The sequence below is a fragment of the Bradyrhizobium sp. SZCCHNRI3043 genome (assembly GCF_032377735.1).
Lineage (GTDB): Bacteria > Pseudomonadota > Alphaproteobacteria > Rhizobiales > Xanthobacteraceae > Bradyrhizobium.
In genome coordinates this window covers 65,805-81,370 of sequence record NZ_JAUHID010000002.1, presented here as the reverse complement: position 1 = coordinate 81,370, position 15,566 = coordinate 65,805, and the positions used below count along the sequence as shown (strand labels likewise).

At 65.0% G+C, this 15,566-nt stretch carries 9 protein-coding genes; 7 read left to right on the top strand and 2 right to left on the bottom strand.

Annotated elements, in window-relative coordinates; translation table 11 throughout:
- Positions 1-2 precede the first annotated feature (2 nt).
- The 3 genes from pgl to QX124_RS06120 are packed head-to-tail and all read left to right on the top strand — an operon-like array spanning position 3 to position 2,113.
- Positions 3-752 carry a 6-phosphogluconolactonase gene (gene pgl, locus QX124_RS06130; RefSeq protein WP_315796655.1) on the top strand — a complete coding sequence of 250 codons (750 nt, stop codon included), beginning with the start codon at positions 3-5 and terminating at the stop codon, positions 750-752.
- Positions 739-1,269 (top strand): gluconokinase, encoded by a 531-nt coding sequence (locus QX124_RS06125; RefSeq protein WP_315796654.1) that lies wholly within the window; start codon positions 739-741, stop codon positions 1,267-1,269. The genes pgl and QX124_RS06125 overlap by 14 nt, the downstream gene beginning before the upstream one ends.
- Before the next feature lie 19 nt (positions 1,270-1,288).
- Positions 1,289-2,113 (top strand): HAD family hydrolase, encoded by an 825-nt coding sequence (locus QX124_RS06120; RefSeq protein WP_315738656.1) that lies wholly within the window; start codon positions 1,289-1,291, stop codon positions 2,111-2,113.
- A gap of 11 nt (positions 2,114-2,124) precedes the next feature.
- On the opposite strand, the gene QX124_RS06115 is transcribed toward QX124_RS06120, so the two are convergent.
- Both QX124_RS06115 and malQ read right to left on the bottom strand, forming a co-directional pair.
- Positions 2,125-3,936 (bottom strand): glycoside hydrolase family 15 protein, encoded by a 1,812-nt coding sequence (locus tag QX124_RS06115; protein WP_315796653.1) that lies wholly within the window; start codon positions 3,934-3,936, stop codon positions 2,125-2,127.
- 40 nt (positions 3,937-3,976) lie between these two features.
- Complete coding sequence (gene malQ, locus QX124_RS06110; protein ID WP_315796652.1) at positions 3,977-5,929, bottom strand: 4-alpha-glucanotransferase; 1,953 nt, start codon at positions 5,927-5,929, stop codon at positions 3,977-3,979.
- Between the two features lie 352 nt (positions 5,930-6,281).
- On the opposite strand from malQ, the gene treS reads away from it, so the two are divergent.
- The 4 genes from treS to treZ are packed head-to-tail and all read left to right on the top strand — an operon-like array spanning position 6,282 to position 15,565.
- Positions 6,282-9,587, top strand: a complete 3,306-nt coding sequence (treS, locus tag QX124_RS06105; RefSeq protein WP_315796651.1) for a maltose alpha-D-glucosyltransferase — start codon at positions 6,282-6,284, stop codon at positions 9,585-9,587.
- Complete coding sequence (gene glgB / locus QX124_RS06100; RefSeq protein ID WP_315796650.1) at positions 9,584-11,722, top strand: 1,4-alpha-glucan branching protein GlgB; 2,139 nt, start codon at positions 9,584-9,586, stop codon at positions 11,720-11,722. Before treS ends, glgB begins: the two co-directional genes overlap by 4 nt.
- Before the next feature lie 4 nt (positions 11,723-11,726).
- A complete protein-coding gene (gene glgX, locus QX124_RS06095; RefSeq protein WP_315796649.1) occupies positions 11,727-13,802 on the top strand; it encodes a glycogen debranching protein GlgX in 2,076 nt (691 codons plus the stop codon).
- Positions 13,799-15,565 (top strand): malto-oligosyltrehalose trehalohydrolase, encoded by a 1,767-nt coding sequence (treZ, locus tag QX124_RS06090; RefSeq protein ID WP_315796648.1) that lies wholly within the window; start codon positions 13,799-13,801, stop codon positions 15,563-15,565. Before glgX ends, treZ begins: the two co-directional genes overlap by 4 nt.
- Position 15,566 lies beyond the last annotated feature (1 nt).

The window sequence follows — 15,566 nt, the reverse complement described above, 5'->3', positions numbered from 1 at the left end:
CCGTGGCCGGGCCGCAGGACCGCAAGCTCGTGCGCGTCGCCGACCGGGCGACGATGGCGAGGGTCGCGGCCGAACATCTCCTGGCTCGGACTGATACCAATCCGGGACGCGTGGCCATCTGTCTCACCGGGGGATCGAGCCCGAGGCAGCTCTATGAGCTGCTGGCGACGGACGCTTATCGTGAACGGATTCCATGGCCGCGCGTCCACTGGTTCATCGGTGACGAGCGATATGTTCCGCCCGGCGATTCCCTGCACAACATGACCACGGCACGTCACGTGTTCCTCGATGCCTGCGCGCCGGCCGCCAACATCCACCCGATCGCGACCGATGGGTCGGACCCGGAGGCCATTGCCCGCGACTATCAGCGCACGCTGGAAGCGTTCTACGGCGCCGCGCGGCTCGACTCCGGGCGGCCGCTGTTCGACCTCGTGCTGCTCGGCATCGGTCCCGATGGCCATGTCGCGTCGCTATTCCCCGGCTTTCCCGCAATCGACGTCACCGATCGCTGGGTTGTCGGCGTCGACAAGGCTCACGTCGCACCCTTCGTGCCGCGGATCAGCCTGACCTTGCCTGCGCTCGCCTCCTGCCGAACCATGCTGTTCGAGGTCGCCGGTGCCGACAAGCGCGCGGTCATGGCGCGGGTACTGGCCGGTGAGGACCTGCCCGCCAATCGCGCCCGCTCGATTCAGGAGACGATCCTGCTCATCGACAGCGAGGCCTGGCCGGAGGGGCGAAGTGGCGAGATCTGACCTGCCCCATGCGCTCGTCATTATGGGCGTGTCCGGCTCCGGCAAGAGCACGATCGGGCAAGCATTGGGCCAGCGTCTCGGCTGGCGCTTCGAGGATGGCGACAGCTTTCATCCGCCCGCGAACGTCGCCAAGATGAGCGCCGGTCACCCGCTCACGGACGAGGATCGCTGGCCCTGGCTTCAGGCGATTGCCGCGGAGATCGCGCGTTGCCGTACTGCGGGCCAGCACATCATCATCGCCTGCTCTGCGCTCAAGAAGGCCTATCGCGACATCCTCGTCGGCGGCCGCAACGATGTCCGCATGGTCTATCTCCAGGGCAGTCAGGAGCTGATCGGCGAGCGGATGAGCCATCGCGAGGGGCACTTCATGCCGCCGGGCCTGCTCGCCAGCCAGTTCGCCACCCTGGAACCACCTGGGGCCGCCGAGCATCCCATCACCGTCTCGGTCGACGCGCCGGTCGCGGCGGTCGTGGACGACATCATGCAACAGCTTCACGCCGGTCGGCGCTGCTCCTGACCGCGAACAGGAAGGGCTCATGACCCGCATCGCTCTCGTCGTATCCGACGTCGACGGCACGCTGCTGACCAAGGACAAGGTTCTGACCGAGCGGGCTGCGAAGGTGGCGCGACGGCTGCATGAATGCGGCGTCGCCTTCACGCTCACCTCGAGCCGCCCGGCGATCGGCATGCGCTTTCTGATCGAGCCGCTGCAGATCAGCCTTCCGGTCGGCCCGTTCAACGGCAGCTCGATCATCGGCGCCGACATGCGCCCGCTCGAGCAGAGCCTGATCCCGCCCGCGGCCGCCGCGCGCTGCGTCGATCTTCTCCATCAATCCGGCGTCGACATCTGGGTCTTCACCAATGATGCCTGGCTGACGCGCAATCCGGACGGCGAGTACGTCCCGAACGAGCGGCGCGCCATTCGCGCGGAGCCGACGATCGTCGACGATTTCTCCCCCTATCTGTCGAACGCCTGCAAGATCGTCGGCGCCAGCAGCGATTTCGAGCTGCTGGCGCGCTGCGAGAGCCAGATGCAGCAGGCATTGGGGGCGGAAGCGACCGCTGTCCGCTCGCAGAGCTACTATCTCGACATCACGCCGCCAGGCCGCAACAAGGGCACCTTCGTCAAAGCGATGGCCCAGCGGCTCGGTATCCCGCTCGACCAGGTCGCGACCATCGGCGACATGCATAATGACGTCGCGATGTTCGAGGTGAGCGGCTTGTCGATCGCCATGGGCAATGCCAGTGACGAGGTGAAGAGCAAAGCCAAGCGCATCACCACGTCCAACCAGGACGAAGGCTTTGCCAATGCCATGGAGATGATCCTGGCAGAAAACGCGCAAGGCTCATCCGCAAGCTGACACGCGGCAGCTCAGGCTTCCGACCGCTGCCTCGCGGGTTTGTCGCTGGTCTTCTTGGCACTGCTCAGATTCTGCGCCGTGTTGATGAGCGCGATATGCGTCAGCGCCTGGGGAAAGTTGCCGGTCTGCCGCCGTGCCTCGGCGTCGTACTCCTCGGCCAGCAGTCCGACGTCGTTGGCGATGTTCACAACGCGGCGGAACAGCGTCTCGGCTTTTTCGGTGGCGCCCGCCAGAACATGCGCGTCGGCCAGCCACAGCGTGCAGGCCAGGAACGCGCCTTCGATCGGCTGCTGCTCGTCCGGAGAGACGTCGCGCGGATCGTGCCGGAGCACGAAGCCATCCCGCAGCAGATGCTGCTCGATCGCCTCGACCGTGCCGCGAATGCGCGAATCGGAGCACGGCAGGAAGCCGACCGCCGGCAACAGCAGCAGGCTGGCATCGAGCAGCCGCGAGCCATAGGACTCGACGAAGCTGCCGAGGCCTTCGTCGTAGCCCTTGTCGCAGACGTCGCGATGAATGGCCTCGCGCAGCCGCCGCCAGCGCTCCAGCGGCGCCTTGAACCCGAACTTCTCCGCGCTCTTGATCGCGCGATCGAACGCGACCCAGGTCATCACCTTGGAAAACACGTAGTGACGGCCATCGCCGCGGCGTTCCCATATGCCGTGGTCGGGCTGGTCCCAGACGTCGGTGAGATGGTCGAGCACCGCGCATTCCAGGTCCCAGGTGCCGTCGTCCAGCTTGAGCTTGGTCATGCGGGCCTGGTGGAAGGCATCCATCAGCTCGCCGTAGACATCGAGCTGGAGCTGCGCATGCGCGGCATTGCCGATCCGCACCGGCTGGGCACCCTCGTAGCCCGGCAGCCACTCGGCCTCCCACTCCATCAGCCGCCGCTGGCCCATGATGCCATACATGATCTGCATATAGGCGGGAGCGCCGGCCGCGGCGCGCAGCAGCCAGTTGTGCCAGGCCAGCGCTTCCTCCGTGTAGCCCGAGTTCATCAGCGCCAGCAGCGTGAATGTCGCGTCACGCAGCCAGCAGAACCGGTAGTCCCAGTTGCGCCGGCCGCCGAGCTTCTCCGGCAGCGAGGTGGTCGGCGCCGCGACGATGCCGCCGGTCGGCGCGTAGGTGAGCGCCTTCAAGGTGATCAGCGAGCGCATCACGAGCGCGCGATGCTCGTCCTGATGGGTGCAGCGCCGCGACCAGTCGGCCCAGAACGTTTCGGTGTCATCAAGCGCCCGATCCGGATCGATCGCCTTGGGCACCGGCAGATGCGACGGACCGTAGGTGAGCACGAAGGGCACGGTGTTGCCGGCAGCGACCTCGAACTCCGCCACCGTGGTCATGTCCTCGCCGCGGGTGGCGACCGGCGTGTGCAACACCGCCATGTCCTGGCCGCAGATGGCGAGCAGCGCGGAGCGATCCTCAGAACGCTTGACCCAGGGAATCTCGATGCCGAACCCGAAGCGGATGATCAGCTCCATCCGCATGGCGACCCGGCCGGAGACGCCGCGGACCAGCCGCACGACATCTGAGGCGCTGCCCCGTGGCGGCATGAAATCGATCATTTCGACGGTGCCGGTCGCAGTTTCGTATCGCGTCTCGAGGATGAGGCTGTCGCCGCGATAACGGCGAGACGTGGATCGGACGTCGCCGCGGGGCTCGATCAGCCAGCGGCCATGGCTGCGATCTCCCAGCAAGGCTGCGAAACAGGCATCCGAATCGAACGCCGGCCAACACAGCCAGTCGATCGACCCGTTCCGGCTCACCAGGGCAGCCGTCTCACAATCACCAATCAGCGCGTAGTCTTCGATCCTGCAGGACATTTGGCATCCGCGTGCAACTGCCCCCCGCAATCCCCCCGTTCTAAACGCCGGCCGGGCTGATCCGTTCGGCGGTCGCCGCCTTCAACGCCGCGACGCTGGTCGCACCGGCGATGTCCTCGAGCTTGATCGGCATCTTGCGGCGCCAGTTCGGATGCTCGTCGATCGTGCCGGGAATATTGGGCTGATCGACCACTTCCAGCAGATCCTCCAGGGAAATCACCAGCAGCCGGGACCGCGTCCGCGACAGGAAGGCGATCGCTGAGTGGACGTCGTTGGCTCGAATGCCGTTTTGGCGGAGCACCTCGTCCCAGAGCCCCAACGCATCCCAGCGATCCTGGTCGCTTTCACCGGGATCGATGCCCAGCCCGCGTTTGGTCTTGAGATCGCCGAACGAGCGCCAGCCGGCGTAGGTCGAGAGATCGTGGGTATTCAGCGTCACCAGCGCATTCGGCGGATAGAAGTCGACATCGCGGAAGCGCCCGTTGTCGTCGCGTTCGAAGATCATCACCTTGTAGGACCACAGTCCCCAATCGGCCATCTGCTCGCGAAAGCCCTCCGGCACGGTGCCGAGATCCTCGCCGATGACGATGCATTCGTTGGCGACGCTCTCGATGACGGTTGCGGCGAGCAGCGCCTCGAACGGCATCTGCACGTAAGCGCCCTGCTTGGCCGGAAATCCGTGCGGCACCAGATAGAGCCGCTTCAAACCGAGCACATGGTCGAGCCGGATCGCGCCGGCATGCCGCATCGACGCCCGGACCATCTCCCGGAACGGCTCGAAATTCTTCAGCGCCAGTCCGGGCGCGTTGAACCCGGCGAGTCCCCAGTTCTGCCCGACCGTGTTCAAGGGATCGGGCGGCGCCCCGACCGAGAGCGTGCGCGAAATGGCGCCCTGCTCGTTCCAGGCATCGAAGCCGTCGGATTGAACGCCGACCGCGACGTCGAGATACAGACCGACCTTCATTCCCAGCCGCTGCGCGAGATCCCTGCAATGGCTCAATTGTCGTTCGGCGAGCCACTGCACATAGGCGACGAAATCGGCCTCCCTCCGATCGGGGCCGCTGAGCAGCGCCGCGCAGCGCCCAGCATCGGGCTGCCGCCACTCCTCGGGCCAGTCCCACCACGGCTTCTGGAAGCGATGCCGCAACACCTCGAAGCAGGTGAAGCGCGCCAGCAGATCGCCGCGCTCGGCGCGGTAGGCCTTGAACTCCGCCGCCGCGGCGGCGGCGGGCGCAGCCATGAAGGCGTCGAAGGCCGCGCGCAAGGCCGGCCATTTCAACGCCGCCACTCCCTTGTAGTCCACCAGCTCGGCCCGCCGCAGCGGCTCGAGCACCTTGCTGTCCGGCCCCTTCGCGAAGCCGGGCGCCTGCTCCACATCGACATAGAGCGCATTCAGGAACAGCCGGCTATTCGGTGCATAGGGGCTGAAATCGCCCGGCCGGTCGTCGAACAGCGCGTGCAGCGGATTGAGGCCGACGCCATCGGCGCCGAGCTTGGCGCAAAGCGTGATGAGATCGGCAAGATCGGTGAAATCACCCATGCCCCAGTTGCGACCGGATCGAATGCCGTAGAGCTGGACCGCCAGCAGCCAGACGCGATCGAAATCACCGCCGAAGGCCTTCGCCGGCGCGACCAGCAGCGGCAGCTCCTCGCGGTACGACGACGCATCCACCAGCTCGAGGCGATAGCTGCCGACCGGCAGATCACCCGGCCACTCGACCAGGGCCTCAGCGGCCTGCCCGGAGACTGTCTCAGCGTCGCCACGCCTGATGGTCCACCTGACTGGCAGCTTGGCCGCCTCGTTGAGGCGGCTGCGCGCCGGCTGCCCGGACCGAATCACGACCGCGCCGCTCAGCAGCCGATGAGGCGTGGGCCTGGGAAAAGCCTCAACGATGATCTTGAGCGCCGCTTCGTCGGTGACACGACGCTGCCCCTGACCATCGTAGAATTCTGTCAGGATTCCGAGACTATGGGCTTCGCTGTAGAGATCCATTCGGCACGCGATCTGGACGTAACGGGAGACGTACGTCGTAAATTGTTGTGGGACGGCAAGAAGATAAGCCCCTAACGCCGCGGCATGGCCGTCGTTCCCGGGGGAACAAAACGAGCCTTGCAGCTTTGTAAGGGGGTCGTCTCGGTTTCTAGCGAACCGGGACGCCGTTTTCTTGTCAATGGCATCACCGTGAACAAATTTGCGCACACGTTCGAGAGCGTCACCCCCAAGGACGCTTTCTCCCCTATTCTGCCCTCTTTTGAGGAGAGCCGCATCTGCCGAGACCGAGACATCTTTCGAGACGCCTCCAATCGCAGCTGCATCATCATCCTCTCTCCTAGGTGAGGGCCTCGTGAACCTGATGTCATCCCTGGATTCGCCGAGTCTGCAGACCGAGACCGACGGCGACGGTCTCTGGTACAAGGACGCGATCATCTACCAGCTGCACGTCAAGGCGTTCGCCGACAGCAACAATGACGGCGTCGGCGACTTCGCCGGCCTGACCGACAAGCTGGATTATCTGCAGGACCTCGGCGTCACCACGCTGTGGCTGCTGCCGTTCTACCCCTCGCCCGGCCGCGACGACGGCTACGACATCGCCGATTACGGCAGCATCAATCCCGATTTCGGGACGATGAAGGAGTTCAAGCGCTTCATCCAGGAGGCCAAGCGGCGCGGCCTGCGGGTGATCACCGAGCTCGTGGTCAATCACACCTCCGACCAGCATCACTGGTTCAAGCGCGCCCGGCGCAGCCCGCCCGGCTCCAGCGCCCGCAACTGGTACGTCTGGAGCGACACCGACCAGAAATATCTCGGCACCCGAATCATCTTCACCGATACCGAGAAGTCCAACTGGACCTGGGATCCGGAGGCCTGCCAGTTCTACTGGCACCGCTTCTTCTCGCACCAGCCGGACCTCAATTTCGACAATCCGCGCGTGGTCAACGCGATCATCCAGGTGATGAAACGCTGGCTCGATGCCGGCGTCGACGGCTTCCGGCTTGACGCCATCCCCTACCTCTGCGAGCGCGACGGCACCAACAACGAAAACCTCCCCGAGACGCATGCGATCATCAAGCGCCTGCGTGTCGAGCTCGACAATTACGCCAAGGACAAGCTGCTGCTTGCGGAAGCCAATCAGTGGCCGGAGGACGTTCAGGAATATTTCGGCCAGGGCGACGAATGCCATATGGCCTATCACTTCCCGCTGATGCCGCGCATCTACATGGCAATCGCCCAGGAGGACCGCTTCCCGATCACCGACATCCTTCGCCAGACGCCCGACATCCCCGCGACCTGCCAATGGGCGCTGTTCCTGCGCAACCATGACGAGCTGACGTTGGAGATGGTGACCGACGTCGAGCGCGACTATCTGTGGTCGACCTACGCCAACGATCCGCGCGCACGCATCAATGTCGGCATCCGCCGCCGCCTCGCGCCGCTGATGGACAACGACCGGCGCAAGATCGAGCTGATGAACTCGCTGCTGATGTCGTTTCCGGGCACGCCGATCATCTACTACGGCGACGAGATCGGCATGGGCGACAACATCTATCTCGGCGACCGCAACGGCGTGCGCACGCCTATGCAGTGGACGCCCGACCGCAATGGCGGCTTCTCGCGCGCCGACCCGGCGCGGCTCTACGCGCCGATGATCATGGACCCGGTGTACGGCTACGAGGCGGTCAATGTCGAGGCGCAATCGCGCAGCTTGTCGTCGCTGTTGAACGCCACCAAGAAGCTGATCTCGGTGCGCAAGTCGACGCTGGCCTTCGGCAGGGGCACCATGACCTTCATCCGCCCGGCCAACCGGTCGGTGCTGGCCTATGTCCGCCAGTACAAGGACGAGGTCATCCTCTGCGTCGCCAACCTGTCGCGCTCGGCGCAGGCGACCGAGCTCGATCTCTCGCCGTTCAAGGATCGCGTCCCGATCGAGATGCTCGGCCGCTCGCGCTTTCCCCCGGTCGGCGAGCTGCCTTACATGATCACGCTCGCGCCCTACGGATTCTACTGGTTCCAGCTCAAGGAGCGCGAGAAGTCGGAGCCCATCATCCAGCGCGCGGTGCCGGAGTTCGAGACGCTGGTCGTGCCGCTCGGCTCGACCTGGGTATCGCTGGCCCGCACTCGCAGCGTGTTCGAACGCGACGTTCTGCCCGGTCATCTGGCGCGCGCGCGATGGTACCCCGAGCGCTCGGCGGACGCGATCCATCCGACGCTGACCTCGGCGATCCCGTTCTGCGACATCGGCGACAACCGGCCCTGGCTGATCTTCTTCAAGGCCGCTGAGCGCGACGACAAGCTGCGCTATCTGCTGCCGATGCAGATCGAATGGGTCCGCTTCGATCGCGATCGCTACAATCCGCAAGCCTTTGCCGCCGTGCGCCAGGGCGCCCGCGAGGGAACGCTGCTCGATGCAGCGACCAGCCCGATCTTTCTTGCGCTGCTCCTGCACAATCTGAAGCAATCGCTGACGGTCGAGGAAAACGGGGTGCGCCTCGAATTCCGGCCGACGTCGCGGTTTCCGGACAAGCCAATCCGCGAATCCGAGCAGGTGCGCGTGGTCGAAACCGACCGCTGCAGCAGCAAGGCGGTCGTCAACAACGAGTTCTTCATCAAGATCCGCCGCGAGCTGGAGGCCGGCCCGCATCCGGAGATCGAGATCGGCCGATTCCTCACGGAGGCGGTGGGCTTCGCCAATGTCCCGCCGCTGCTCGGCAGCATCGAGGTGATCCAGGAGGGCGAGCGGCAGACCGTCGGCTGCGTCCATGGTTTCATCGAGAACCAGGGCGACGGCTGGACCGTCAGCGCCGCCTATCTCGATCGCTACGTCGACGACCAGCGCGTGTTCGCCGCGAGCGGCGACGTGCGGCAGAGCGAGGAGCTGTCGCCCTATCTGCGCTACATGGCGCAGGCAGGCCGTCGCGTCGGCGAACTGCATGCGGCGCTCGCCTCGCGCAGCGACGTCGCCGATTTCGCGCCCGAACCCACGACCGCAGATCATCTCGATCACTGGATCGACCGGCTGCGCGCCCAGGCCGGACGGGTCCTGACGGACCTGAGCGAGCGCCGCGATCACCTCAAGGATCCCGAACGAGGGCTGGTCGACCAGGTGCTCGCCAGGCGCGGCGAGTTGTCGGAGCGCCTCAGCAGCCTGATCCCGCACCATGTCGGCGGCTGCGACATCCGGCTGCATGGCGATTTCCATCTCGGCCAGATCCTCATCGTCAAGGATGATATCTTCATCATCGATTTCGACGGCGACGAGGAGCAGCCGCTCGCCGAGCGCCTGCGCAAGGCGCCGCCGGCCCGCGACATCGCGGGCTTCCTGCGCTCGATCGATTGCTCGGTCCGCGTCGCGCTCGAGCGTGCTCTGAGGGCAGGCCCGGACGATCACGGCCGGATCCCCGCCGCGCTGTCGGAATGGCGCGACCAGGCTGTTACGGCCTTTTTGACGGGCTATCGGGAGATCAAGGCCAACCAGCGCCTCTGGCCGGACGATCCGCACACCGCGGAGGCGCTCCTTAACTTTTTCATGCTGGAAAAAGCCCTCGGAGCGCTCGAATATGATCTGGCTCACCGGCCGGACTGGTTGCGCGTCGCATTGGGCAACCTGCTTCGCGTCCTGTCCGAGCCAGCATCAGCCAGCGAGTCCTCATGACCCATCTTTCTCCCGAGGCGTTTGCGATCATCGAAGGTCGGCATGCCGACCCGTTTCGCTATCTCGGTCAGCACAATGTCGACGGGCGGACCGTCGTGCGTGCCTTCCTGCCCGAGGCCTCGCGGGTCGAGGTGGTCGGCGAGCACGGCGAAGTCTCGCCGCTGACGCGCATCCATGATGCCGGCCTGTTCACCGGGACCATGCCGTCGCTGCAGCGCTATCGGCTTCGGGCGACATTCGGCGACCACGTCACCGACCTCGAGGATCCCTATCGTTTCCTGCCGATCCTGAGTGATTTCGACCTGCATCTGCTCGGCGAAGGCAACCATGAGCGGCTTTACGACAAGCTTGGCGCGCATCCGATGGTGCTCGACGGCGTCGATGGCGTCGGATTCGTCGTACTCGCGCCCAATGCACGTCGCGTCAGCGTGGTCGGCGATTTCAACTTCTGGAATGCGCGGCGCCACCCGATGCGCGTCCGCGGCAACGGCTATTGGGAGCTGTTCATTCCCCGTGCCAGGGCCGGCGACCACTACAAGTTCGACATCATCGGCCCGCAGGGCGAGCACCTACCGCTGAAATCGGACCCGATGGCCTTCGCGGCCGAGATGCGTCCCAAGACCGCATCGATCGTGGTCGACGAGACCAGCCTGCCGCGGCCGCGGCCGGCGCCACATGACATCAACAAACTGAATCGACCGGTCTCGATCTACGAGGTGCATCTCGGCTCCTGGCGGCGCAAGGACAACAACCAGTGGCTGACCTATCGCGAGCTCGCCGAGCAGTTGCCGGCCTATGCACGCGACATGGGCTTCACGCACATCGAATTCCTGCCCGTCAGCGAGCATCCGTTCGACGGCTCCTGGGGCTATCAGCCGACCGGCCTGTTCGCGCCGACCAGCCGCTTTGGCAGTCCTGAGGATTTCTGCGCGCTGGTCGACGCCTGCCACCGCGAAGGCCTTGCGGTGTGGCTCGACTGGGTGCCGGGCCATTTCCCGGATGATCCGCACGGCCTCGGCCATTTTGACGGGACAGCGCTTTACGAGCACGCCAACCCGATGCAGGGCCGGCATCTCGATTGGGGCACGCTGATCTACAATTACGGCCGCACCGAAGTCGCCAACTTCCTGCGCTCGAACGCGCTGTTCTGGCTGGAGCGCTACGGCATCGATGGCCTGCGCGTCGATGCCGTAGCCTCGATGCTCTATCTCGACTACAGCCGTCCCTCCGGCGGCTGGATCCCGAACAAATATGGCGGGCGCGAGAACCTCGAGGCGATCGAGTTTCTGCGTCGGACCAATATCGACGTGTTCGGTCATTTCCCGCAGGCGACCACGGCTGCCGAGGAATCCACGGCGTGGCCGCAGGTGTCGCGCCCAGTCGACATGGGCGGGCTCGGCTTCGGCTATAAGTGGAACATGGGCTGGATGCATGATACCTTGCGCTACATCAGCAAGGATCCGATCCACCGCAAATATCACCACGGTGAGATCCTGTTCGGCCTGCACTACGCCTTTTCGGAAAACTTCATCCTGCCGCTGTCGCATGACGAGGTCGTGCACGGCAAGCGCTCCATTCTCGGCCGGATGCCCGGCGACGACTGGCAGCGCTTTGCGAATCTGCGCGCCTATTACAGCTTCATGTTCGGGCATCCCGGCAAGAAGCTCCTGTTCATGGGCTGCGAGCTCGCCCAGGAGCGCGAGTGGAATCACGACACCTCGCTCGACTGGCATCTGCTCGGCGATGCCAAATATGCCGGCATCCAGGCCCTGATCCGCGACCTCAACCATCTTTACCGCAACGTGCCGGCGCTGCATGAGCGGGACTGCGAGCCGGACGGATTCGAGTGGCTGATCGCCGATGACGCGGACCGCAACGTGTTCGCCTGGGTGCGAAAGGGCTTCGATGAGCACGCGCGCTGCGTCGTGGTCGTGAACTTTTCGCCCAACGTGTATTACAATTACCGGGTCCGCGTGCCGTTCGGCGGCAAATGGAGGGAAGCTTTCAATTCCGACTCCCTGCATTATGGCGGCAGCAATGTCGGCAATGTCGGCCAGGTCCATGCCTCTGAAGAACACCAGCTCAACCTCATCCTCCCGCCCATGGCAGCGGTATTTCTCGTCCCGGAAGCCTGACGCAATGCGTCTGGCCGCAGGAAGCCACGCCCGTCTCGGAGCAACCTGGGACGGACGGGGGACCAATTTTGCCTTGTTCTCCGCCAATGCCGAGAAGGTCGAGCTCTGCCTGTTCGACAGCCAGGGCCGGCGAGAGATCGAGCGGATCGAATTGCCGGAGCGGACGGAAGATGTCTGGCACGGCTATCTCAACGACGTCTCGCCGGGGCAGCTCTACGGCTACCGCGTCTACGGGCCCTACGAGCCGGAGCGCGGCCACCGCTTCAATGCCAACAAGCTACTGCTCGACCCCTATGCCAAGCGGCTCGCCGGCCGGCTGGTCTGGAGCGATGCCCATTTCGCCTACCGCGCCGGCTCGCCGCGCGAGGATCTCTCGTTCGACCGGCGCGACAATGCCCGCGGCATGCCCAAGGCGGTCGTCATCGACGAGACCTTCAACTGGGGCCGGCGCGAGATGCGGCCGCAGATCCCGTGGGAGGACACGATCATCTACGAGGCCCACGTCAAGGGCCTGACCAACAAGCGCGACGACGTGCCGCCCAATCTGCGCGGCACCTATGGCGGACTCTCCTCGCCCGCGATGATCAAGCATCTGAAGCGGCTCGGCGTCACGACGATCGAGCTGCTTCCGATCCACGCCTTCATCGACGACCGCATGCTGGTCGAGAAGAAGCTCGTCAACTACTGGGGCTACAACACCATTTCCTTCTTCGCGCCGGAGCTGCGCTACGCGCAGGACAATCCGCTCGATGCCTTCCGAACGACGGTGGCGCGGCTGCACGATGCCGGCATCGAGGTGATGCTGGACGTGGTCTACAACCACACCGCCGAGGGCAACCATCTCGGGCCGACCCTGTGCTATCGTGGCATCGACAACGCCTCCTACTACTGGCTCCAGCCCGACAATCCGCGCTTCTACGACGACTTCACTGGTTGCGGCTCGTCGGTGAATCTCACCCATCCGCGCGTGCTGCAGATGGTGATGGACTCGCTGCGTTACTGGGTCGAGGTCTGTCACGTCGACGGCTTCCGCTTCGATCTCGCGACAACGTTGGCGCGCGAGAAGCACGGCTTCGACCGGCGCAGCGGGTTTCTCACTGCGATCCGCCAGGACCCCGTGCTCGCCGGCGTGAAGCTCGTGGCAGAGCCGTGGGACGTCGGCCTCGGCGGCTACCAGGTCGGTGCCTTCCCGTCGCAATGGTCGGAGTGGAACGACCGCTATCGCAGCGCCATGCGCCGCTACTGGAGCGGCGAAGGCAGCCTGATCGGCGAGGTCTCCAGCCGCATGACCGGCTCGTCCGACATCTTCAATCACGACGGCCGTAGCCAACGCGCCAGCGTCAATCACGTCACCGTCCATGACGGCTTCACGCTGGCGGACCTGTTCAGCTACAACAGCAAGCACAACGAGGCGAACGGCGAGGACAATCGCGACGGCTCCAACGACAATCACAGCAACAATTGCGGCCATGAAGGCCCGACCGACGACGTCGCGATCAATGCGATGCGCCGACAGTTGCGCAAGAACCAGCTCGCCTGTCTGTTCCTCGCGCAGGGTCTGCCGATCCTGCTCGCAGGCGACGAGGTTGGCAACTCGCAGCACGGCAACAACAACGCCTATTGCCAGGACAACGAGGTCGGCTGGGTGGACTGGAGCGGCATGGGCCGCGAGGGCGACGACCTCATCGACTTCATCGCGCATATGACCGAGTTGCGCCGCCGCTTCGGCCAGATCCGCGCACGCCGCTGGCTGGACGGCCGCCGCTCGGACGGCAGCTTCGGCGTGCTGTGGCTGACGCCTTCGGCGGAGGAGATGACGCAAACCGACTGGACCTTTCCCGACGGACGATTTCTCGCCTACGTGCTCGCCCCGTTGGAACAGGAGCAGGCTCCGATCTTTATCGTTCTGAATGCAGCGCCCGAAGAGATTGGATTCAAATTGCCCGAGTTCGCCGAATACAAGACGTGGCAGCAGGTCCTCGACACCACCGAAGCCCAGCAGAAGCAGGTCGATTTCACCGCCGGGGCCGACCTCAAGGCTCCGCCCCGCTCCGTGCTGGCGTTTGCGGGCCTGCCATGAGCCCCCGTCAGTTCGGACCTCGCATCACCGGGAAAGGCACGACGTTCCGGTTGTGGGCTCCCGCCGCCAAGCGCGTCGATCTGGTGCTCGACGGCAAGCACGAGATGCAGCGCCTCGACGGCGGCTGGTATGCGCTCGAGGTCGCCGGCGCCGGCGCCGGCACGCAGTATAAGTTCCGCATCGACGACGAGCTCGACGTTCCGGATCCCGGCTCGGATTTCCAGCCAGAGGACGTCTCCGGTCCGAGCGAAGTCATCGATCACCGCGCCTACACCTGGCGCTCCGAAAACTGGCGCGGCCGCCCGTGGCAGGATGCCGTGTTCCTGGAAAGTCATGTCAGCGCCTTCACGTCGGAAGGCACCTACCGCGCGATGATCGACAAGCTCGATCACCTCGTCGAGACCGGAATCACGGCACTCGAGCTGATGCCGCTGGCGGATTTCGCCGGCCGGCGCAATTGGGGCTATGACGGCGTGCTGCTCTACGCACCCGACAGCGTCTACGGCCGGCCCGACGACCTGCGGGCGTTGATCGACGAGGCCCATTTGCGTGGGGTGATGGTGTTTCTCGACGTCGTCTACAATCACTTCGGCCCGGAGGGAAACTACATCGGCCTGTATGCACCGACCTTCTTCACCGATGCGCATACGCCATGGGGCAGCGCGATCGACTACCGGCGCGCGGAAGTGTGCGCCTTCGCGATCGAGAACGCGCTGCATTGGCTGACGAATTATCGCTTCGACGGCCTGCGCTTCGATGCGGTCAATCACATCCTGTCCAACGAGGGTGAGATCCCGATGCTGCACGATCTGAGCGCGGCGGTTGGCAAGCTTGTCGAAGCAACCGGGCGGCACATCCATCTGGTGCTCGAAAACGGCGACAACCGCGCCAGCATGCTGGATTCCGCGGAGGAGCCGCCGCGCGGCAAATTCCGCGCGCAGTGGAACGACGATTATCATCATGCCTGGCACGTCATGCTGACGGGCGAGAGTGGCGGCTATTACGGCGACTACCAGCAGGCGCCGCGCCGCGATCTCGCTCGCGCGCTCGCCTCCGGCTTCGTCTATCAGGGCGAACCGGCGGCATTCTGGGGCGGCGATCCGCGAGGTGAGCCGAGCGGTCATCTGGCCCCCGGAGCGTTCGTCAACTTCCTGCAGAACCATGACCAGATCGGCAATCGCGTGTTCGGCGACCGGCTCGAGGCGCTGGCGCCGCCGCAAGGGATCGCGGCGGCGCTCGCGGTGACGCTGCTGGCGCCGACCGTGCCGATGCTGTTCATGGGCGAGGAATGGGGCTCGAAGCAGCCGTTCCCATTCTTCTGCGACTTCCAGGGCGACCTTGCGCATGCCGTGCGTAAGGGACGCCGCAAGGAGTATGAGTGGGCATACGCCAAACATGGCGACGAGGTCCCCGATCCGCTCGACATCGAAACCTTCAAGTCCGCGATCATCGACTGGGACTCCCGTAATTCATCGCCGGGGCGCGAGCGTCTGGCGCTGGTGCGCGCGCTCCTCGCCGTGCGTCACAAGGAGGTTGCGCCGCGGCTTCCGGGCGCAAAATTCGGCGACGCTGATGTGACCGATGACGGTCGCCTGACCGCGCATTGGGAGATGGGCGATGGCAGCAGGCTGACTCTGCTTGCCAACGTCTCGGACAAGGAGCTCGCGGCTTCGCCGAACGGCGTCCCGGGCACTCCGATCTGGGGCGGCACGCCTGGAGACCGCCTGCCGCCGTGGTCCGTGTTCTGGAGCATCGGAGGATAGC